Source organism: Vibrio ishigakensis (genome assembly GCF_024347675.1).
GTDB lineage: Bacteria > Pseudomonadota > Gammaproteobacteria > Enterobacterales > Vibrionaceae > Vibrio > Vibrio ishigakensis.
This window is the reverse complement of the sequence record NZ_AP024881.1, coordinates 1,254,430-1,275,715: the sequence shown is the minus strand read 5'-3', so window position 1 is coordinate 1,275,715 and position 21,286 is coordinate 1,254,430. Positions and strand designations below refer to the sequence as shown.

At 47.4% G+C, this 21,286-nt stretch carries 17 protein-coding genes and 6 tRNA genes; 7 read left to right on the top strand and 16 right to left on the bottom strand.

Annotation, left to right across the window (positions count from 1 at the left end):
• Positions 1 to 27 precede the first annotated feature (27 nt).
• The 12 genes from Pcarn_RS05770 to uvrY form a co-directional block, all read right to left on the bottom strand.
• Positions 28 to 1,275, bottom strand: a complete 1,248-nt coding sequence (locus Pcarn_RS05770) for a carboxynorspermidine synthase (protein WP_261835431.1) — start codon at positions 1,273 to 1,275, stop codon at positions 28 to 30.
• A gap of 10 nt (positions 1,276 to 1,285) precedes the next feature.
• The gene (locus Pcarn_RS05765; protein ID WP_261835430.1) at positions 1,286 to 4,183 is read right to left on the bottom strand and encodes a pyridoxal phosphate-dependent class III aminotransferase; all 2,898 of its coding nucleotides are present in this window, start codon (positions 4,181 to 4,183) and stop codon (positions 1,286 to 1,288) included.
• A gap of 577 nt (positions 4,184 to 4,760) precedes the next feature.
• A complete protein-coding gene (locus Pcarn_RS05760; protein WP_261835429.1) occupies positions 4,761 to 5,606 on the bottom strand; it encodes a mechanosensitive ion channel family protein in 846 nt (281 codons plus the stop codon).
• A gap of 250 nt (positions 5,607 to 5,856) precedes the next feature.
• A tRNA-Gly gene (locus tag Pcarn_RS05755) sits at positions 5,857 to 5,932 on the bottom strand.
• A 41-nt stretch (positions 5,933 to 5,973) separates the two neighbouring features.
• A tRNA-Cys gene (locus Pcarn_RS05750) sits at positions 5,974 to 6,047 on the bottom strand.
• Between the two features lie 18 nt (positions 6,048 to 6,065).
• A tRNA-Gly gene (locus Pcarn_RS05745) sits at positions 6,066 to 6,141 on the bottom strand.
• Between the two features lie 22 nt (positions 6,142 to 6,163).
• Positions 6,164 to 6,250, bottom strand: a tRNA-Leu gene (locus tag Pcarn_RS05740).
• A gap of 66 nt (positions 6,251 to 6,316) precedes the next feature.
• Positions 6,317 to 6,392: transfer RNA gene (locus tag Pcarn_RS05735), tRNA-Gly, on the bottom strand.
• Between the two features lie 25 nt (positions 6,393 to 6,417).
• A tRNA-Cys gene (locus Pcarn_RS05730) sits at positions 6,418 to 6,491 on the bottom strand.
• Positions 6,492 to 6,774: 283 nt separating this feature from the next.
• Positions 6,775 to 7,326 (bottom strand): CDP-diacylglycerol--glycerol-3-phosphate 3-phosphatidyltransferase, encoded by a 552-nt coding sequence (pgsA, locus tag Pcarn_RS05725; RefSeq protein ID WP_261835428.1) that lies wholly within the window; start codon positions 7,324 to 7,326, stop codon positions 6,775 to 6,777.
• Between the two features lie 75 nt (positions 7,327 to 7,401).
• Positions 7,402 to 9,228, bottom strand: a complete 1,827-nt coding sequence (gene uvrC / locus Pcarn_RS05720) for an excinuclease ABC subunit UvrC (RefSeq protein ID WP_261835427.1) — start codon at positions 9,226 to 9,228, stop codon at positions 7,402 to 7,404.
• Positions 9,228 to 9,872 (bottom strand): UvrY/SirA/GacA family response regulator transcription factor, encoded by a 645-nt coding sequence (uvrY, locus tag Pcarn_RS05715; protein WP_261835426.1) that lies wholly within the window; start codon positions 9,870 to 9,872, stop codon positions 9,228 to 9,230. Before uvrY ends, uvrC begins: the two co-directional genes overlap by 1 nt.
• A gap of 422 nt (positions 9,873 to 10,294) precedes the next feature.
• Between uvrY and Pcarn_RS05710 the strand changes: the two genes are divergently transcribed.
• Positions 10,295 to 12,658 carry a DNA polymerase II gene (locus Pcarn_RS05710; protein WP_261835425.1) on the top strand — a complete coding sequence of 788 codons (2,364 nt, stop codon included), beginning with the start codon at positions 10,295 to 10,297 and terminating at the stop codon, positions 12,656 to 12,658.
• A 49-nt stretch (positions 12,659 to 12,707) separates the two neighbouring features.
• A complete protein-coding gene (locus tag Pcarn_RS05705) occupies positions 12,708 to 13,028 on the top strand; it encodes an HI1450 family dsDNA-mimic protein (protein ID WP_261835424.1) in 321 nt (106 codons plus the stop codon).
• On the opposite strand, the gene Pcarn_RS05700 is transcribed toward Pcarn_RS05705, so the two are convergent.
• Positions 13,025 to 13,897 (bottom strand): LysR family transcriptional regulator, encoded by an 873-nt coding sequence (locus Pcarn_RS05700; RefSeq protein ID WP_261835423.1) that lies wholly within the window; start codon positions 13,895 to 13,897, stop codon positions 13,025 to 13,027. The two genes, Pcarn_RS05705 and Pcarn_RS05700, sit on opposite strands and share 4 nt — an antisense overlap.
• 102 nt (positions 13,898 to 13,999) lie before the next feature.
• Between Pcarn_RS05700 and Pcarn_RS05695 the strand changes: the two genes are divergently transcribed.
• Together Pcarn_RS05695 and Pcarn_RS05690 are read left to right on the top strand one after the other, a co-directional pair.
• Positions 14,000 to 14,395 (top strand): CidA/LrgA family protein, encoded by a 396-nt coding sequence (locus tag Pcarn_RS05695; protein WP_261835422.1) that lies wholly within the window; start codon positions 14,000 to 14,002, stop codon positions 14,393 to 14,395.
• Positions 14,392 to 15,078, top strand: a complete 687-nt coding sequence (locus Pcarn_RS05690; RefSeq protein WP_261835421.1) for an LrgB family protein — start codon at positions 14,392 to 14,394, stop codon at positions 15,076 to 15,078. Before Pcarn_RS05695 ends, Pcarn_RS05690 begins: the two co-directional genes overlap by 4 nt.
• A gap of 130 nt (positions 15,079 to 15,208) precedes the next feature.
• On the opposite strand, the gene rluB is transcribed toward Pcarn_RS05690, so the two are convergent.
• The 3 genes from rluB to rnm all read right to left on the bottom strand — a co-directional run bounded on the left by rluB (position 15,209) and on the right by rnm (position 17,693).
• Positions 15,209 to 16,108 (bottom strand): 23S rRNA pseudouridine(2605) synthase RluB, encoded by a 900-nt coding sequence (gene rluB, locus Pcarn_RS05685; protein ID WP_261835420.1) that lies wholly within the window; start codon positions 16,106 to 16,108, stop codon positions 15,209 to 15,211.
• A gap of 107 nt (positions 16,109 to 16,215) precedes the next feature.
• The gene (locus tag Pcarn_RS05680; protein ID WP_261835419.1) at positions 16,216 to 16,836 is read right to left on the bottom strand and encodes an L-threonylcarbamoyladenylate synthase; all 621 of its coding nucleotides are present in this window, start codon (positions 16,834 to 16,836) and stop codon (positions 16,216 to 16,218) included.
• The gene (rnm, locus tag Pcarn_RS05675) at positions 16,836 to 17,693 is read right to left on the bottom strand and encodes an RNase RNM (protein WP_261835418.1); all 858 of its coding nucleotides are present in this window, start codon (positions 17,691 to 17,693) and stop codon (positions 16,836 to 16,838) included. Before rnm ends, Pcarn_RS05680 begins: the two co-directional genes overlap by 1 nt.
• 411 nt (positions 17,694 to 18,104) lie before the next feature.
• Between rnm and Pcarn_RS05670 the strand changes: the two genes are divergently transcribed.
• From Pcarn_RS05670 to trpD, 3 genes are read left to right on the top strand one after another with little or no spacing between them, the layout of a single operon-like run.
• Positions 18,105 to 19,682 (top strand): anthranilate synthase component 1, encoded by a 1,578-nt coding sequence (locus Pcarn_RS05670; protein WP_390904474.1) that lies wholly within the window; start codon positions 18,105 to 18,107, stop codon positions 19,680 to 19,682.
• Positions 19,675 to 20,271 (top strand): aminodeoxychorismate/anthranilate synthase component II, encoded by a 597-nt coding sequence (locus Pcarn_RS05665; protein ID WP_261835416.1) that lies wholly within the window; start codon positions 19,675 to 19,677, stop codon positions 20,269 to 20,271. The genes Pcarn_RS05670 and Pcarn_RS05665 overlap by 8 nt, the downstream gene beginning before the upstream one ends.
• A 15-nt stretch (positions 20,272 to 20,286) precedes the next feature.
• The gene (trpD, locus tag Pcarn_RS05660; RefSeq protein ID WP_261835415.1) at positions 20,287 to 21,285 is read left to right on the top strand and encodes an anthranilate phosphoribosyltransferase; all 999 of its coding nucleotides are present in this window, start codon (positions 20,287 to 20,289) and stop codon (positions 21,283 to 21,285) included.
• The last annotated feature ends 1 nt before the right edge of the window (position 21,286 follow it).

Here is a 21,286-nt window from a genome sequence, read left to right as displayed (position 1 = left end):
CATCGGCTTTGAATTCTCTAGTCGATCTTATTTAAGGATCTGAATGTCTGGTGTCGTTTCTGCGTCCAGCTCTTGAACGTGCCAATCTAGGCCGATCTCAGGCATGGTCTCTAGGAACGGATCTGGGTCTAGCTGTTCCATGTTGAACACGCCCGCTTCCGCCCACTTACCACGGAAGTATTGCAGTGCAGCCGTGATTGCAGGAACACCTGTGGTGTAAGAGATCGCTTGGTGCTCAACGTCTTCGTAAGCCACTTCGTGGTCAGCGTTGTTATAGATGAATACGCTACGCTGTTTACCATCTTTGATACCGCGAACCCAAGTACCGATACAGGTTTTACCTGTGTAGCCCGGTGCTAGAGAAGTTGGGTCAGGTAGAAGTGCTTTTAGTACGTGCAGAGGCTGAACTACAGTGCCGTCATGCAGAGTTAGCGGATCTGGGCTTAGCAGACCGATGTCACGCATGCAGTTGAAGTAGTTCAAATAAGTGTCACCAAAGCCCATCCAGAACTCGATGCGCTTAGCCGGAATAAACTCTTGCATAGAACGAACTTCGTCGTGCGCCATAGAGTAAACCTTGTGCTTACCTACTAGCGGGAAATCGAACTCAAACATACGAGAATGACAACCTACTTGCTTCCACTCACCATTTTCCCAATAGAAAGAGTCACCTTGGATTTCTAGCATGTTGGTTTCTGGGTCAAAGTTAGTCGCAAACTTCTTACCGTGGTCGCCTGCGTTCACATCCATTACGTCGATGGTCTCGATCTCATCGAACAGGTGCTTAACCGCGTAAGCAGCAAATACGCTTACTACGCCCGGATCGAAGCCCGCGCCTAAGATGCCAGTAATGCCCGCTTGTTTAAACTTGTCACGGAACTCCCACTGCCAATCGTAAGCTTGTGGTACTTGCTGGCCTTCTGAACATAGGTCAACAGCAACAGAAGTATCTAGGTAAGAAACCTTAGCCTGCAGACACGCTTCCATGATGGTGATGTTCACCCATGGAGGACCCGCGTTGATCACTAGATCAGGCTTCACTTCTTTAATTAGTGCAACTAGAGCTTCTACGTCATCAGCGTTTACTGCGCGAGATTCCAACTTCCTAGAAGGATCTTTTAGGTTGTTTTTACCCTTGATAGATTCAATGATCTTGTCACATTTCGCTACAGTTCGAGATGCGATAGTGATGTCTCCAAGAACGTCGTTGTTTTGTGCTGCTTTATGCGCAACAACCCAACCAACACCACCAGCTCCGATTTGCAAAACTGCCATATTGTTTTCCTTATAGTCCAGAAGCCGCTAGCTCAACCGCTAGCTTATCAATGTCATTTAAAAGTTTTTCAAAGTCTGAAAGAGTCAGACAAGGATTCAAAATAGTAAATTTAAGTGCAGAGTGACCGTCGACAACTGTCTCGCCCAAAACAGCCACACCACGAGTTAGCGCTTCGATACGCACCTTTTGATTTAGCTTGTCGAGACGCGCTTCATCTAGGTGCTTACAACGGAACAGAACCGTTGATAGCGCTGGGTCTGCTAGCAGATCAAACATCTCATGCTCGCGCACCATCTGAGCTACTTCTTGAGTCTGATCCAGCAGGTGATCATACATTTGACCAAGCGCCTTAGGACCCACGTTTTGCATCGTTATATAGACTTTCAATGCATCGAAACGCTTAGTGGTCGCAATAGACTTGTCTACTAGGTTTGGAAGCTCATCGTGCTCTCGGTTTAGGTAATCCGCGTGATGAAGCAGGTACTTAAAGTTCGACTTGTCTTTGATAAGTAGCGAGCCACAGCTGATTGTTTGATAGAACAGTTTGTGGAAGTCTACAGACACTGAATCTGCTTTCTCGATACCTTTTAAACGGTCTTTACGACTGCTTAGCATTAGCGCGCCGCCGTAAGCACCATCAACATGTAGCCATAGGTTTTGCTCACGAGCGACTTCGGCCATCGCATCTATGTTGTCGATAGCGCCGTGGTCAGTAGTACCTGCAGTTGCGACTAAAGCGAATGGCATCAGGCCCTGCTCTTTTAGCGCAGAGATTTCTTTTGAAAGCGCTTCGATGTGCATAGTGCCATCGGCATGAGTATCTACAGTTACTACCGCTTTCTCACCTAGCCCCATCCAAGCCGCGGCTTTTTGCACTGTAAAGTGAGATTTTTTCGAGCACACGATACGCAGTTTGTCTGCGTAGTCTGGGTTACCCATTTTCTGGATAGAATGACCACTGGTGATGTCTGCAAACCAATCACGTGCCAGCATTAGGCCCATTTGGTTACTCTGTGTGCCGCCACTGGTAAAGATGCCGTCAGCCTTATCACCCATTTCGTACTGCTCACACATCCAGTCCACAACCTTTTGCTCAACATAGGTGGCTGCCGATGCTTGGTCCCAAGAGTCCATAGACTGGTTAAGACCTGCGATCATCGCCTCTGCCGCTACTGCAGACATTAGAGGTGGCGTGTGTAGGTGTGCGATGCAGCTTGGGTGCTGAACCATAATTGAGTTCTTGGCAACCAGCTCAGAGGCATCATCAACCACGTCAGTAAGCTCACGATTACCCGTGCTCAGGTCAACGCTGTTGATCGCTTGTTCAAGCTCTACAGGGTTCATGCCTGAATATGGCTTGTCTGTTTGCTCGAATACCGCTTTCATTGATTCAGTGGTGTGGTGCATCACCTTAGCAAATTCAGCAGCGCCCTCTGCGCCTGTGTGAATGAAGTGCTTCTTCCACTCACTATTAGTTGGCGCTGGGTCAGTGTATGAACCGCCAGCTGCAATGATTGCTGCTTCCATTGTCTCAAGCGCGAAATCGATTTGCTCATGTGTGATGATCAGAGGTGGCAAGAAGCGGATAACACTGCCGTCACGACCACCCTTTTCAACCATCAAGCCGCGCTCAAGCGCCGCACGCTGAATGCCTAGCGTCAATGCACTATCAGCAACACGCTCGCCAAACTTGTTACGCTCGCCCGATGGTTTAACGACCTCAACGCCAAGCATTAGACCTTTGCCGCGTACTTCCGCGATACAGTTTACTTTCTTCTGAATTGCCTCAAGGCCTGCTCGCAGATATTGGCCCGCTGTCGCTGCGTGCTCAACTAAACCATCACGCTCGATGATCTCTAGAGCTTTAGCGCCAGATACCATAGCAAGTTGGTTACCACGGAAGGTGCCTGTGTGCTCACCTGCATTCCAGGTATCGATCTCTTTCTTGAACACAAGTAGAGACATAGGTAATCCACCGCCAATCGCCTTAGATAGACATAAAATGTCAGGCACGATACCCGCCTCTTCAAATGCAAAACGGTGACCGGTTTTACCTACGCCACATTGGATTTCATCTAGAACAAGTAGGATATCGTGCTCATCACAAATACGACGAAGCTCACGTAGCCAAGAAGCAGGAGCCGGAATAACACCGCCTTCACCTTGCACTGGCTCAACAAAGATAGCCGCTGGCTTCATAATGCCAGCTTCGTCGTCGTTTAGTAGACGCTCAATGTAACGGATACCCGCTTTCGCGCCAGCTTCGCCGCCAAGACCAAACGGACAGCGTAGGTTGTATGGGAACGGCATAAAGTGCACGTCAGCCATAAGACCAGTGCGACGCGCCTTGGTGCCTAAGTTGCCCATCATGCCCATGGTGCCATTGGTCATGCCGTGGTATGCACCACGGAAGGCAAATACGGTATTGCGACCCTTGGTTTGCTTAGCAAGCTTAATAGCTGCTTCTACTGCGTCTGCACCCGAAGGACCACAGAACTGAATAGCAGAGTGTTTAGCAAACTCTTCAGGTAGGAAAGCTTTCACTCGCTTGATGAAGTTGTCTTTAGCACGAGTGGTAATATCAAGGGTCTGATATGGCAGACCTGATTCTAGCTGCTCTTTCAGTGCTTGGTTGATCTCAGGGTGGTTGTAGCCCAGTGCCAAGGTGCCGGCACCTGCAAGACAGTCTAGGAACATTTGACCGCGCGTATCTTCTACTAGGGCACCATAAGCACGCTTAATTGCTAGAGGAAGGCGACGTGGATAAGAGCGAACTTCAGATTCGTGTTCAGCCTGGTCGATTAACATTTGGTCTGGGGTAAGGTCGTATACACCCTCTACCACAGGAACATCGCTTGAGAAGCCAGCGCTGTTTGCTGACATTTCAAATTCAAATGCAGAACTCATTTATATTTTACCTAAAACAAGAGTAATAAAGATTCCGAGGCGGCGACGTACAGACTGAACAGGCGCACAAGGAAATAAAAGCGTACTATCTCGATTTCGAGCTAGTTAAAAGTGGAGTGACAACAAGACGCTGTCAAAAAGGTAGATCAAGGCTCAGTAATGATACTGCTAGCTGGGAGAACAAAGCTGATTTTAGATTGTGATCGATTCATGTTGGGTGCCTATATGCATGCCATCACTGGCGATATCTTCCCGTCTACCAAACAAGGAGTGTTTGGTACCTACCCTACGTGATATCACAATCAGCTTAGAATGGTTATCACGCGTATCCCCCAGAGCCTCTCTGAGATTGCGCGAGAATTTAGCAAAAAACTGTGATCGTGGCAATGCCTTTCCTGCCCAGATTTCATACAAAACAGTAAAAAAATCATTGATTTTGTTAAGTAACGAAATGAGTTGAGCAGGTTCGAATCTGTACCGTTATCAAATATGATAAGGCGAACATTTGAATCCGGAAAAATCGCGAAGAATAGAAACAAAAAAACCCTAGCAACAAAGCTAGGGTTTCAAATGGAAACTAAGACTCTTTCATGGGGAATCTTTGTTCATACATCTCCATAAAATCTTGACGTATTAGCCCTTCAAGGTGATTGGCTTTGTCCGTCGGACAGAAGATCATAAAGTGCACCATCTGCTCGGCGTTGACATTGTTGGAGATATGGATATGTGGCTCAGCGCCAGGCAGATCCAAGCCGGCATGCTTTTCAATCATCGCATTGTAGCGAGTCGCTACCTCACTAAAATACGCGCAGTGCTCTTCTATCTTCTCTGTCAGCTCAGGGAATAACGGATAGAGATTAACGAAGTCCTTAACCACTATGGTGAAGTTGTGGTACACGTAACGCTTCATGAAATTCAGATTCTTAACCGGATAGGTAAAGAACATACTGTTAGGCAAGGTCGCAGTTTTACCTGTGTAATGGTATTGCCCATGATGCAGATCGATCTCTTGAATGACGGTCGCCATCATATTGTGCTCAATCACCTCTCCACTTAATTTCCCAACCTCAATCCAATCACCGATTCTGAACGAACGCGAACTCGCTCTTTGGATAGAACCGGTAAAACAAAGAATAATCTCTTTAGATGCCACCACTATCGCAACCGCAATTGCGGTCACGCTTAGCGCAAACTGATTAATCTCCGACTGCCACAAGATAAATAGAATAATCAGGGTGAAAACGAAGGTGCCATTCTTGGTTCTCGACATCCAATTTCGCTGTTTCTCAGAGATGAAGGCATCTTCACCCCTGATCATCGAAAGCAATAGACGACGTAACAACCAGATCACAAGCAAAACAAGTGCGGTTAATACGCTCTTGTAGGTAAGAAGAAAATCAACAACTTGCTGCACTTTCTCCATCAGTTTCTCCTAGTATAGATTTGAGTCAAGAACGCCCTATCCTTCAGATAATAAACGCTTTCCTGCCATGAGGAAGAATAGCATTGCTCGTTTTGCGAGGTGTGCGAAAAATAGATAGGACTCAACTAATAGAGAATAGATAGAAACGAAAAAGCCCCAGCATCTCTGCTAGGGCTTCTCTATATCTGGAGCGTCTCGACCAGACTGGGCACGAGGTTCCTCGTGTAAAGGTCCAGAACTCTTTATATTTTGGAGCGACACACGAGGTTCGAACTCGTGACCTCAACCTTGGCAAGGTTGCGCTCTACCAACTGAGCTAGTGTCGCATCTCGTAGCAAACAGCTTATCGCTGCAAGCTTAAGAATAATGGAGGCGCCTCCCGGAGTCGAACCGAGGTCCACGGATTTGCAATCCGCTGCATAGCCACTCTGCCAAGGCGCCTTCGATTTGTATTGAAACTGGAGCGACACACGAGGTTCGAACTCGTGACCTCAACCTTGGCAAGGTTGCGCTCTACCAACTGAGCTAGTGTCGCGTAATAGTTTCAAATTGTAAGATGGTGCCCCGGGCCGGACTTGAACCGGCACAACGCGAACGTCGAGGGATTTTAAATCCCTTGTGTCTACCAATTCCACCACCAGGGCACGCAAAACTTTTGCGATGGGTTAGACACCATCTGTGATTCCGCTAAAAAGCCAAATCTTTATATTTGGAGCGACACACGAGGTTCGAACTCGTGACCTCAACCTTGGCAAGGTTGCGCTCTACCAACTGAGCTAGTGTCGCAAATTCATTCTTCTTAAAGAGAGAATGGAGGCGCCTCCCGGAGTCGAACCGAGGTCCACGGATTTGCAATCCGCTGCATAGCCACTCTGCCAAGGCGCCGTCTTGTTGAAGAGGATTCCTCTTCGGTACGGGGAGGCATTTTACGGATTCACGGGGTTGAGTCAACACTATTTTTAAATTTTGGATTCGTTTGCTCGCTTTGCAAACAAACTTAAAATAAGTGATTAGATATCTAGCAATATGTGTCTATATTTCGTCTATTTAGTTGTTTATTTATCCAAGTCACATTTTGCTAAATATCTGTAATACCGAGACTATTAGTATAAAAAACTGTATCTCTGGGGAATAAATAGCAAAAAACCAGCCGAAGCTGGTTTTTTTATTAATCTGATTCGAGTAAATCGTCTTTGGCCGCCATTAAATACTGCACCATGGAGTAGATAGTCAGTATGGTTGCTACATACAAAGAAGCGTAACCAATCCACACCATCCAATCGTCGTAGCGCCAGATCAACACCCAAAGCGCGAACATCTGTGAAAAGGTCTTAACCTTACCTGTCCATGACACTGCAACGCTAGAGCGTTTACCGATTTCCGCCATCCACTCTCTTAGGGCTGAAATGATGATCTCACGAGAAATCATAATAATGGCTGGGATGGTAATCCAAAGTGTGGCGTAGTGCTCAGAGATAAGCAGCAGCGCCGTTGCCACCATCACTTTATCAGCAACCGGGTCAAGAAAAGCACCGAAGCGAGACATCTGGCCAAGCTTTCTTGCGATATAGCCATCCAACCAATCGGTAAAGCCTGCGACCCAGAAAACCATAGCAGCCACAAATGGCGCCCACGAATAAGGAAGATAGAAAACAATCACGAAGATTGGGATCAGGATAAGGCGAAGCAGGGTTAGAATGTTTGGTATTGTTAAACGCATTGTAACGACTCTAAGAGCACGACTACATCGTGCTGTGATGGCTTATCATTTAAAGTCAATGTTGCGGGATTTTACCTAGTGTTGCAACGCCTGAAATATCTTTTCTGCTAAAGAATGACTAATACCGGGCACTTTGGCGATTTCTTCGGCACTCGCGCGCTTCAACTCCTGCAGTCCGCCCATATATTTAAGTAGTGCTTGGCGACGTTTTGGTCCGATCCCCTCGATTCCCTCTAAAGCACTGGTGCGGCGCGCTTTACCGCGCTTGGCTCTATGACCTGAGATCGCGTGGTTATGACTCTCGTCTCGAATGTGTTGCATCAAATGCAGCGCAGGCGCATCACTGGCGAGGTTAAACTCCTCACCATCTGGGGTAATCATGGTCTCAAGGCCAGGCTTACGTGTTACACCCTTAGCGATACCGATAAGACGCGGCTTCTTAGGCCACTCATCCCAATACTGACTGATGATTTCCACCGCGCGATTGAGCTGGCCTTTACCACCATCGATGAACACGATGTCAGGGATCTTATCCACATCCAGTTGCTTTGAATAACGACGTTCAAGTACCTGCCCCATAGCCGCGTAATCATCACCACCAGTAATACCGGTAATGTTATAGCGACGGTATTCTTGCTTTAAAGGCCCCTCATGATTGAACACCACACACGAGGCAATAGTGTTCTCTCCCATGGTGTGACTGATGTCGAAACACTCCATTCGCCTAATAGATTCCATACCTAGCACCTCTTGAAGCTCTTTAAAGCGCTGCGAGATGGTCATCTTATGGTTTATCTTGGTGGTGATCGCATTCAAGGCATTGGTGTTAGCGAGCTTAAGATAGCGCCCGCGAGTGCCACTAGGGCTGACATGGAAGGTGACCTTGCGCCCTGCCATATCGGTCAGTACTTGCTGGAAGGCTTCTTGTTCGCTAAGCAAGCCTGAAGCGAAGATGAGACGGGCAGGCAATCCCCTTCCCTCAGACTGATTGAGATAATACTGGCTAATAAAACTGTAAAAAATCTCATCTTGCTGACTGTTGTTTGGGATCTTAGGAAAAAAGCTACGACTACCCAGAACTTTACCCTGACGTATCATCAAGATATGTACACAAGCCACACCTGTCTCTTGAGCATATCCGAGCACGTCTATGTCATCGAAGCTGTCTTCTGACACGTACTGCTGCTCTTGGATGCGACGAATAGCTTGGATCTGATCTCGATACTTAGCCGCTTCCTCAAACTTAAGCGTCTTACTCGCCTCATCCATCTTCTCAATTAGTTGAGTCACAACCTGTTTATCTTTACCTTGCAGGAAAAGACGCACCCACTCCACCAGCTCAGCATACTCCTCATCAGAGATAACCGAACTAACACAAGGGGCTACGCAACGACCAATCTGATACATCAGGCATGGGCGAGTACGGTTGGCATAGATGGTATCCTCGCATTGGCGCATGGGTAGCACCTTTTGCAAAAGGTGTAAGGTTTGCCTCACCGCACCAGAGTCTGGATAAGGACCAAAATACTCGCCTTTACGCTTCTTAGAGCCGCGATGCAAAGAGAGTCTTGGGTGCTTATGACCGCTGATAAAAATATAGGGGTAGGACTTATCGTCACGAAGCAGAACGTTATATTTAGGCAGATACTGCTTAATATAGTTGTGTTCGAGGATAAGGGCTTCGGTTTCGGTATGGGTAACCGTGACGTCGATATGCTGGATATGACTGACCAGCGCTTTGGTCTTTTCGTTGTCTAATGTCTTACGAAAATAACTGCTTAAGCGCTTTTTGAGGTCTTTTGCTTTACCGACATAAATAACAACCTGCTCGGCGTTATACATTCTGTATACGCCGGGCTGGTTAGTTACTGTTTTTAGAAAGGCAGTAGAGTCGAAACTCACTAAAGCGTCTCTGTATCGAGCATCCCGTGACGAATCGCTAAGTGCGTCAATTCCACGTCACCGCTGATATCGAGCTTATTAAACAAACGGTAGCGATAACTGTTTACCGTTTTCGGGCTCAAGCTCAGCTGCTCGGAAATGTCTGTTACCTTTTGACCTTTAGTGATCATCAGCATGATCTGAAGTTCGCGCTCCGAAAGGTCTTTAAATGGGTTATCAGAAGAGTGCGACACCTGGCTAAGGGCCATCTGCTGTGCAATCTCTGGTGAAATATATCTTTGACCACTGTTCACCATACGGATGGCATTCACCATCTCATCTGGACCAGCGCCCTTAGTAAGATATCCTGCCGCGCCTGCCTGCATCACTTTGGTAGGAAACGGGTTTTCTGTATGTACGGTTAGTACGATGATTTTAACGTCAGGATTAAAACGGAGAATTTTCTTAGTGGCTTCCAAGCCACCAATACCGGGCATATTCATGTCCATTAAAATGACATCAGCATGATTGCTACGACACCATTTTACCGATTCTTCACCGCTTTCAGCCTCTCCTGCTACGTTCATGCCACGGACGTCTTCAATAATACGTCGTATCCCTGTGCGAACTAGCTCGTGATCATCTACAAGAAAAACATTAATCAAGCTTGTATCTCCACACTAATTTTTTTTGTTCGCAAAGCCAGTCAATTGAGCCACAACTAACGAATTCAATTTTTATACTTAATAGAGTTTGAAACCTTAGCAATATGCTGTTCCAGACTCCGTTTGGCAATCTTTGAATGCGGTAATTATGAGCCATACCAAGTAATTTTGGTAATTTCGACCAATTTTTATTCTTATGATACGTGTTTCATGCATAAGTGACAGAAATATAAGTCATTTCTGTCACATAGTGAAACTGCGCGCATCAGGATATTACGATTAGCTACCCTAATTCAACATATCATTAGGTTCGCCCGCTGTTTTGTCTAAGATCTAATTTTACAAAACAGCGACAAATCCTAACCTCAACCACCACGACTTTTGTTATGATCAGGTAAGAAGTTCCTTCAAAGGCAAACACATTGCGCAGCGGTTTCATCCTCACTCGTCAAGCTAGAGATATTGGCTCCACCACACAAATCGACCTGTGGCTTTCTACTGATTCTGGTCCTGCTTTGGTTCAAATACCAAACCAAGAATCGGTTTTTTTTGTACGCTCAGATGATCATGCTGAAGTAGAGTCGCTAGCCAAGGCAAATCAAATTCAATGTCGCTATCGTGCGCTCGAGCTTAAAACCTTTCAGCATGACAAGGTCACCGCCTGCTATTTCAAAACCCAAAGAGAGGCTCGTAACTTCGAGACGGTGCTGAATGAGCATGGATTAAAGGTCTTTGAGTCGGACATTCGCCTCGCTGATCGCTATCTAATGGAGCGCTTCATCCAAGGCCAAATTGAGGTTGAAGGTACAGAGCAAGCCAAGCAGGGTTACTTGCAAATAAGCCAAGCCCAAGCCCGTAAAGCCGAGCACTACACCCCGAACCTTTGTATGGTTTCTCTCGACCTAGAGTGCTCAGCCAAGGGAGTACTCTACTCCGTTGGCCTTGATTGTCCTCGCGACCAGAGGGTAATCATGGTAGGAGAACCGCAAATAAGTGAAGGTGTTGCCATACAGTGGGTCGCGGACGAAAAGTCTCTGCTACAGGCACTAGTACAATGGTTTTATCAGTTTGACCCTGACATCATTATTGGCTGGAACGTCATTGGCTTTGATATGAGACTGCTACTGCAGCGAGCGCAGGCGCACAATATTAAATTGCCCCTAGGTCGTGGTCGCCAAGAGTGTCTCTACCGGCAAACGGCGCAAAACCAAAACGGTTTCATCAATGTTCCGGGGCGTGTGGTGATAGATGGTATCGACGGTTTGAAAGCCGCCACTTACTCCTTTGATTCCTGGTCTTTGGAGAATGTCTCGCGCGAACTTTTGCATGAAGGTAAGGCCATCAGCAATCCCAACGATCGAATGGACGAGATCAACCATATGTTCCATCACGATAAGTTGGCGCTGGCAAAATATAACTTCCAAGACTGCGCTCTGGTGACGCGTATCTTTGAGCACACCCATTTATTGGATTACCTCATTGAGCGAAGCAAGCTCACTGGCCTTGCATTGGATAGGATTGGCGGTAGCGTTGCAGCCTTCTCTAACCTTTATCTGCCACGTCTGCATAGAGGTGGATATATAGCGCCTAATCTAGAGCCGGAGAACTGGCTAGCCAGCCCTGGCGGCTTTGTAATGGATTCCAGACCGGGGTTATATGACTCAGTATTAGTGCTGGATTTCAAAAGCCTTTACCCCGCCATCATCCGAAGTTTCTTGATTGACCCTATGGGGCTAGTAGAAGGTTTAAAAGCTGAAATTGGTAAGGGTGATGACCAAGCCGTACCTGGTTTTAGGAAGGCACAGTTTCATCGTCAGAAACACTATCTGCCTCAGCTTATCGAAAACCTATGGAAGGCTCGTGACAAGGCTAAGCAGCAAAAAGAGGTCGCCTTCTCTACTGCGATTAAGATCATTATGAACTCCTTCTATGGGGTGCTTGGCTCTGGCGGTTGCCGATTCTTCGATACGCGTCTTGCTTCATCGATTACCCTTCGCGGGCACGAAATCATGAAGACCACTCGTAAGCTGATTGAAGAACGCGGTTATGAGGTTATCTATGGTGATACCGACTCCACCTTTGTCTCTTTGAAGAACAGTTGCAGTAAAGAAGAGGCAGACAAAATAGGTAACACCCTCACCCAAGAGATCAACACTTGGTGGACCGAACATCTCAGAGAGGAATATAACCTCACCTCCTATCTGGAGCTGGAGTACGAGACTCACTTTAACCGATTCTTTATGCCGACTATTCGTGGCTCAGAAACCGGTTCGAAAAAACGCTACGCCGGGCTTATCACACAAGGGGACAGCTCGCGCATTGTCTTTAAAGGGCTAGAAAGCGCGCGCAGTGACTGGACATCTCTTGCGCAAGAGTTTCAGCAACACCTGTACGAGCTCATCTTCGATAATCAAGACCCTACCGACTATGTGTTAGAAATCGTAGAAAAGATTGAATCTGGGCAACTGGATAACAAACTGGTGTATCGCAAACGCCTTCGACGCCGCTTGCATGAATATCAAAAAAATGTGCCACCTCAGGTACGCGCTGCTCGCCTTGCCGATGAGATAAACGAGAAGCTAGGTCGACCGCTACAGTATCAAAACCGTGGGCGCATCTCCTACGTAATGACTCTGCAAGGGCCTGAACCACTGGATTATGTCAAAGCGCCGATGGATTATCAGCACTATATTGATAAACAGATAAAGCCAGTGGCTGATGCCATATTGCCCTTTGTTGGGCTCAAGTTTGATGAAATCAATGCCCCTCAGCTTGGACTGTTTTAATTGACACAATTAACACGTACAATCGCCGAAAATATTAAGAGGATTAGAGATGACTGAACTTCTCTCATACGACGACGCCATCGACACGGCTTACGATATCTTCCTAGAGATGGCACCTGACAATCTTGAAGCGGCAGACGTAGCTCTATTCACCCTTCAGTTTGAAGAGCGTGGCGCAGCTGAGCTGGTTGAAACTGGCGATGACTGGGTACAACACGTGGGCTTTGAGGTAGACAAAGAGACCTATGCTGAGGTTCGTGTTGGCTTGGTAAACGAAGAGAGCGACACACTGGATGACGTGTTTGCTCGCCTTCTGGTTTCACGCGACCCAGAGCATAAGTTCTGCCACATCTTGTGGAAGCGCGACTAAGTTCGACTCTTCACTAGGTCGACAAAGGCCTGACTTGCTTTAGATAGATAGCGCTCGCGACTCCACATCAAGGCAAGACGCCATCGGAGCTCATCGCTCAACTCTCGAAAACAATAATCCTTGGGATTGAGATTTCGACAAATGGGCTCCGGTATAAAACTCACCCCAAGACCACTTTTCACCATAGCGGCAAGAAAATCCCACTGACTGCTCTTAATACCTACCCTGGGAACAAAGCCCTTATCTTTACACAACCTTTCGATTATCTGGGTAATGGTAAATTCAGAGGTATAGAGGTAAAAAGGAATATCCTTTAGCTCAGTGAGCTCTAGTTTTGACTCACCCAGCCATTTATCATCTTTTGGCAACACAGCATAGATGGGATAGTCGCCCACAGATTCATATTCAAACCTATCCTCTCGCGTCGGCAACATAGACAGTGCAACATCAATATCTCCCGAGAGAAGATCTTGCTCTATTTTTCTTCCGCCACCTTCAACTACCGTCACCTCAATGGATGGATGACTACGAGAAAATTCTTGCAAGAGCTCGGTATAGAGATGCCCCACCATAGGCGGAATACCGATAGTAATATGGCCCGACTTTAACTCTCGAATATCATCCAAGCGCTGTTGCATCTCGCTGATGTTATTCAAAATGGTGATAGCATGCTCGTACACCACCTTACCTGCCTCTGTCAGCTCAATATCCCTGCCCTTTCGATGAACTAAGGGCTGTCCAGCGCTATCTTCTAAAGACTTTAATGCCTTGCTAATGGTTGGCTGAGTTACAAATAGTTTTTCAGATGCACGAGTGAAATTCTGGGTCTCAACCAAGGTAACGAAGTAGGCAAGCTCTTTAGCTGTCATACGATCATTCCAAAAAAGAATACTTTTATCTCATATTATTCATTGGAGTGTGATTTATCAATTATTCATAATTGAACTCAAATCTCATCAGTTCAATTCGTTATGACAGTCGCAAAGCTCAAACATTTTACCCTCACCCTTTCTCAGGTAGTTGCCCTATGTCTGGTATGGATGTGCGCTGATATAGCGGTTAGGCAACTTCATATTCCATTGCCGTCGAATGTGTTTGGTATGTTTCTGCTGTTGGCACTGCTTACTTTTAAATTGGTCAAGGTTGATTGGCTTAAAGCTGGCTCCACTTGGTTAATTGCTGAGATGCTTCTTTTCTTTATCCCAGCGGTTATCGCCATCGTTAATTATCAAGACTTGTTCGCCGAGCAAGGAGGCAGAATACTGGCAGTGATTGGGCTTAGCACCATACTCGTGCTGTCGGTTACCGCGCTAGTGGTCGACAAGATCTACCACTATGAATTGAAGAAATTAGGAGAAGAGCAATGAGCCATAGCACTATCGCCTTTATCTGTTTTCTTTTGACTATTGGTTGTTACTACCTCAGCAAGCATCTGCATCGTCGCTTTAAAAAGGTGTGGCTGATCCCTTTGGTTTCTGTGCCTTTGGTGCTGGTCGCTATCGTGGTTTCATTAAACATTAGCTACACCGACTATATCAACGAATCCCACTGGCTGATCTGGATGCTCGGCCCTGCCACTGTCGCCTTTGCAGTTCCAGTGCACGAGAACAGAAACATCATCAAACGCCACTGGATGTCTATCTCAGCTGGGGTTGTGGTGGCGATTATCACAGCTATCAGCAGCACGGTTTATCTAAGCAAGCTATTTCATCTATCCGAGATGTTGCAACGCAGCCTATCGGTGCGCTCTATCACCACGCCATTTGCCGTAGAAGCATCCAAATCCATCGGTGGCCAAGCCGACTTAACCGCCATCTTTGTAGTACTAACCGGCGTGTTTGGGATTATTTGTGCTGAGGTGATCCTTGGAGTGATTAAGATCCGTTCGCCCCATGGCAAGGGTGCCGGCTTGGGTGCCAGTGCGCATGGTTCAGGTACGGCGATTGCTTATGGGATTCATAATGAAGCGGGAACAGTGGCGAGTTTGGTGATGCTGTTTTCTGGGGTGGTGACTGTGTTGATTGCACCGTTGCTTACTTGGATATTTTAGAGCTATCAGCTATCAGCTATCAGCTATCAGAACATTTTTATATGCCAATGAGATGATGACCACTGACAGCCTAAAGCTTGCCGCTCACAGCTAAAAAAAATAGCGACCAATTGGTCGCTATTTTTTTTAATTACTGCTGACGGCGTGTCTTCTTCGGCTTACGCTGCTGACCACCGCTGCTTACGCGCTCTTCGTGGCGACGTACTGCACGACGGATCTTCTGAGAGCGTGAACGCTCGCGCGAGCGAGAAGTGTTTTGTTTGCGCTCTTCAAGAAGAGTGCTCTTCTCTGCTGGTAGATCAACGAGTTCACGTAGATAGTTCACCTGCTTAAGGCTAAGCTCCATCCATCCCCCACGAGGAAGTTTCTTCTCAAGGAAGATGTCACCGTAGCGAACACGCTTCAGGCGGCTAACTGTCGTCTCTTGAGACTCCCAAAGACGACGAACTTCACGGTTACGACCTTCGTTGATCACAACGTAGAAGGTGTGGTTCATACCCTCACCACCCGCGTGAACAACGTCTTCGAAACGCGCCATGCCATCTTCTAGCTCTACGCCGCGAACCAGATTGCGAACTTTCTGCTCGTTCACTTCACCAAATACACGCACTAGGTATTCACGCTCAACCTGACGGCTTGGGTGCATTAGACGGTTGGCTAACTCACCATCGGTAGTAAATAGAAGTAGACCAGAGGTGTTTGCATCCAGACGACCTACCGAAATCCAGCGTGCGCCACGGATCTTAGGTAAACGGTCAAATACAGTGCGGCGACCTTCAGGGTCGTGACGGGTACACAGTTCGCCTTCAGGCTTGTAATAAGCCAATACGCGACACACCACTTCCTGCTCGGCTTTAATGTTCACAGTGTGACCATCGATACGAACAACCGCGTCTTCGTCTTCCAGACGCTCGCCTAGAGAGGCTACCTGTCCGTTTACGCTTACGCGACCTGATTTAATTAAAGCTTCAAGCTCACGACGAGAACCGTGCCCCGCTCGTGCCAAAATCTTCTGTAATTTTTCGCTCATTAATTTGCCTATATGTCGTCTTCACAGACGTCGAAAGTGGTTATGGTGTCGCCATCATTTGGCGGCCGCGTAGTATCGCAAAAAATCGGGGGAAATTCACCTCAATTTTATTCAAAAGGTGTCGAATCTCCCGCACCTTGACGCAATACCACTGGATCCTCATCGCTAAAGTCGATAACCGTGGTTGGTTGCTCACCTAAGTAACCACCATTAATTATCAGATCGACTGCATGCTCTAGCTTGTCGCGGATCTCTTCTGGGTCAGATTCTGCCACGTCACTACCTGGCAAGATCAATGAAGTAGACATCATCGGCTCGCCCAGAGCTTCTAACAGATCCAACGCAATACGGTTATCTGGGACACGAATACCGATAGTCTTACGCTTGGCATTCATCAAGCGACGCGGCACCTCTTTAGTCCCTTTAAAGATAAAGGTGTAAGGGCCCGGAGTGTTATTCTTTAGCAATCGGAACGCTGAGTTATCAACGCGTGCGAACAGAGAAAGCTCTGACAGGTCTCGGCACAGCAAGGTGAAGTTGTGCTTATCATCCAGCTTACGAATGCGACACACCTTTTCTAGTGCGTTTTTGTTCTCCAACTGGCAACCAAGGGCGTAGCCTGAATCTGTTGGAAATACCACAACCCCACCATTTCGAATGATAGCCACCGCTTGTGTGATAAGGCGCGCTTGAGGGTTCTCTGGATGAACGTAAAAATATTGACTCATTACAATTCCTCTGTATCCGATACAAATTGTGGCATGCTTTCCCAAACTGGCGTCACGCCGGAAGGGAGCCACAAATTTCTTCCCAGTTCCATCCACGGAGTCGGATAGTGAAAATCTGATCCCTGGGAAGCTAATAGGTTGTATTGTATAGCATAATCCGCCAGATTGCGTCTCTCCTGCTGACTTTGTTGTGGCTGTGCCACCTCCATGGCATCACCACCTGCTTCAACAAATGCACTGATCAAGCGCTTCTGCCATTTCGCCGTAAGATCGTATCGCCCTGGATGAGCCAAAACTGCAACCCCGCCGGCGGCATGGATAGCATCTACCGCATCTTTCATTGAACACCATTGTGGTGGCACATATCCCGGCTTATCACGGGTAAGAAACTTCTTGAACACCAATTGCATGGTCTTGGCATGACCATTATCCACTAGCCACTTTGCAAAGTGTGCTCGAGTCACGGGTGCATCACCGGCAATGGCTTTAACCTCTGGTAATGGGTCGACCTTTAAATGCTTAGATAAACGATGGGCAATCAATTCGGCACGCCCAACGCGGTGCGCCTTTTGTTTTTCAATGAGCGCATGTAATGCCTCACACTCCACATCGATATTTAGGCCGACAATATGGATGTCCTTGTTTGACCACAAGGTCGAGAACTCGATGCCATTTAAAAGCTCTATCGGCAACTGATTTTGCTCGATGTAGTTTCTAGCTTCAGGTATGCCCTCTAGGGTGTCATGGTCAGTAATCGCGAGCACACTGACTCTGTGTTCTATGGCCCTATCCACTAAATCTTGTGGAGATAGACGGCCATCTGAGGCGGTAGTGTGAGAATGAAGATCAAAAATCATATTTATGCTTGACTTTCCCTGCCTGTACTAGTTAACTAGTACGCAGTTAATTTACGAAAAGAAATCCTTTATGTTCACTCAGATGATACAGCAAGTAGCGATGAACGAAACCCAAACTATTTTGGGTCGTGGTGCTGTTGTATCTAAAGCATGGCGTTGGTGGCTTGAAACTTAAGCGAGCTGTGCATAAGAGTGCGTTAAACATACACTCAGGCTCGCATTAGTATGCGGGCCTTTTTTATGCACAAAACTTATTGTTTTAACCCTTTAGACACCAAAAAGTGATTCCAACATCACACCCTGTTTTAAGTGAGCAAAGTTTGAGCCAATTTCGGCCTAACAACTTTGGGTAGAGCGAAAGAATATGCGACTATGTCAGCCAACAAACGTAGCGAATTACAAGGAGGTCTTGTGACACAGACCATCAACAATAATCAACTCGGCCAACTCGAGTTGCATCAAAGAGACGTACTGTACTCTCAAGACCCAACTGAACTGTTTCACCATCTATGCAAGGGCAAAGATGACACCCTACTTTTAGAGTCTTCTGAAATTGAATCAAAAGAGGACCTAAAGAGCTTGCTTCTGGTTGACGCTGCTATGCGTATCGAGTGTCGCGGTCACAAGGTAATGCTGCGTGCTAACAGCGAAAACGGAGAAGCGCTTCTTTCTCGCCTAAAACAAAACCTAAACCCTGAGTTCATTACCACGCAATCAAGCACTGAGCTTGAGGTTGAGTTTGCTGAGCAAGACGTAAACCTAGATGAAGACAGCCGTATTCGTCAGCCTTCTTCATTCGATATGCTACGTATCGTGAAAAAGAGCTTCGACTGCGATAAGCACGACCCAATGGCGCTGTTCATAGGTGGTCTGTTCGCTTACGACCTAGTGGCAAACTTTGAGCCTTTGGGTGATGCGGCAGAGAACAGCCAGTGCCCAGACTACGTTTTCTATGTTGCTGAAACTCTGATTGTTATCGACCATCAAACCCAGCACGCTCACCTATACGGCAGTTTGTTTGATGCCAATGCGTCGAGTAAAGCAAAAATCGAAGCGCGCCTTGATCAAATCCAATCTGAGATGAACTCAGTGGTTGCTGCACCCAAAGCCGTGCAACTGGATACATGTGAAGCGACCCCTAGCGTTAGCGATGAAGACTTCTGTGACATCGTTCGTGACATGAAAGAATTCGTGGTAAAAGGCGATATCTTCCAGGTCGTACCTTCACGCTACTTCTCTTTGCCTTGCCCTTCTCCACTAGCGGCATACAAGCAGCTTAAGAAGAGCAACCCAAGCCCTTACATGTTCTACATGCAAGATGAGCTATTTACTCTATTTGGCGCTTCTCCAGAGAGTGCTCTGAAATACGAAACCGAAACCAATCAGATTGAGATCTACCCAATCGCAGGTACTCGCCGTCGCGGTAAGAACCTAGATGGGTCAATTAACAAAGACCTAGACAGCCGCATCGAGCTTGAACTTCGTACCGATATGAAAGAGAACGCCGAGCACATGATGCTGGTAGACCTTGCGCGTAACGACGTAGCTCGCATCTCAGCACACGGCACTCGTCATGTCGCTGACCTTCTTAAGGTAGACCGATACAGCCACGTGATGCACTTGGTATCGCGCGTTGTCGGTCAGCTTCGAGATGACCTAGACGCCTTACACGCTTATCAAGCGTGCATGAACATGGGTACCCTAACCGGCGCTCCAAAGATCCGCGCAATGCAGCTTATTCGTGACGTAGAAAAACAGCGCCGTGGTAGCTATGGTGGTGCAGTAGGCTACATGACAGGTCGGGGCGACCTAGATACCTGTATCGTTATCCGCTCTGCCTATGTAGAAGATGGTGTAGCTAAGGTACAAGCCGGTGCCGGTGTGGTATTCGACTCAGACCCTCAAGCTGAAGCCGACGAGACTCGCGGTAAAGCACAAGCAGTAATCAGCGCTATTCAAGCGGCTCATACCGAGGTATCCAATGGCTAATATCCTGTTTATCGATAACTTCGATTCATTTACCTACAACCTAGTGGATCAGTTCCGCACTCTAGGTCACAAGGTTACCGTATACCGCAACCAGATCTCGGTAGAGGTCATTGAAAAAGCGGTGCAGTCTGTTGAAGACCCTGTATTGCTGCTCTCTCCAGGCCCAGGCGCTCCAAGTGAAGCAGGCAATATGCCGGCTATTGTCCAACGTTTTAAGGGTGAAGTGCCGATTATCGGTATCTGTCTTGGCCATCAGGCTATCGTTGAAGCGTATGGCGGCACCGTCGCCGGTGCAGGCGAGATTGTGCACGGTAAGGTATCTATGATGGAGCACGCTGGACACGCTACTTATGCAAGTCTGCCGTCACCATTTGCCATCGCGCGCTACCACTCTCTAGTGGCGACCAAGGTGACGGATGACCTAACCATCACAGCTCAAGTGGATGACCTAGTGATGTCTGTTGTGCATGAGCAAGATAAAGTGTGTGGATTTCAGTTCCATCCTGAGTCTATTATGACCACCTACGGCGCGACCCTACTTGAGAACTCTATCGAGTGGGCCCTAAACAAACACGACGCAGCAGAATAAGAACAAGGAAGAATAATGCAACAGATCCTAGAAAAACTTTACGATCAGCAAAGCCTGAGCATTGAGGAGAGTCAACAGCTGTTTGACCAGATCATCAAAGGCGAAGTAGACCCTATCGTTTTGAGTGCTGCGCTAACTGCACTAAAGATCAAAGGCGAGACACCACAAGAAATCGCAGGTGCGGCGAAAGCACTACTGGCTAACGCTCAGCCTTTCCCTCGCCCAGATTATGATTTTGCCGATATCGTAGGTACTGGTGGCGACGGTTCAAACACCTTCAACATCTCAACCACTTCAGCGTTTGTAGCCGCAGCTGTAGGCCTTAAAGTCGCTAAGCACGGTAACCGTGGCGTATCGAGCAAGTCTGGTTCATCCGATCTTCTAGACTCTTTCGGCATCAACCTTGCGATGAGCGCTGAAGACACAGCTAAAGCAGTTGACGATATCGGTGTGGCTTTCCTATTCGCACCTCAATATCACCAAGGTGTGAAACACGCGATGCCAGTGCGTCAAACCCTAAAAACGCGCACCATCTTTAATATCCTAGGCCCGCTTATTAACCCTGCTCGCCCAAACATCGAGCTGATGGGTGTGTACGATGAAAGCCTAGTTGCGCCAATCGCAGAAACTATGCTGCAAATGAACATGAAGCGTGCTGCTGTTGTTCACGGCAGTGGTCTGGATGAAGTGGCTATCCACGGCTCAACCACAGTTGCAGAAATCAAAGACGGCAAAATTGAACACTATAGTTTAACTGCAGAAGATTTCGGCCTTGAGACCTATCCTCTTGAGGCACTAAAAGGTGGCACACCGGATGAAAACCGCGCTATCGTGACCAACCTACTCAGTGGCAAAGGCACGCCTGCGCAAGAAGCCGCTGTTGCGGCAAACGTTGCCCTGCTGATGCGCCTATTTGGCCACGAAGACCTAAAAGCCAACGCTCAGCAAGCAATCGATGCAATGCGCAGCGGCAAGGCGATGACACTTGTAGAACAACTGGCAGCTAGAGGTTAAT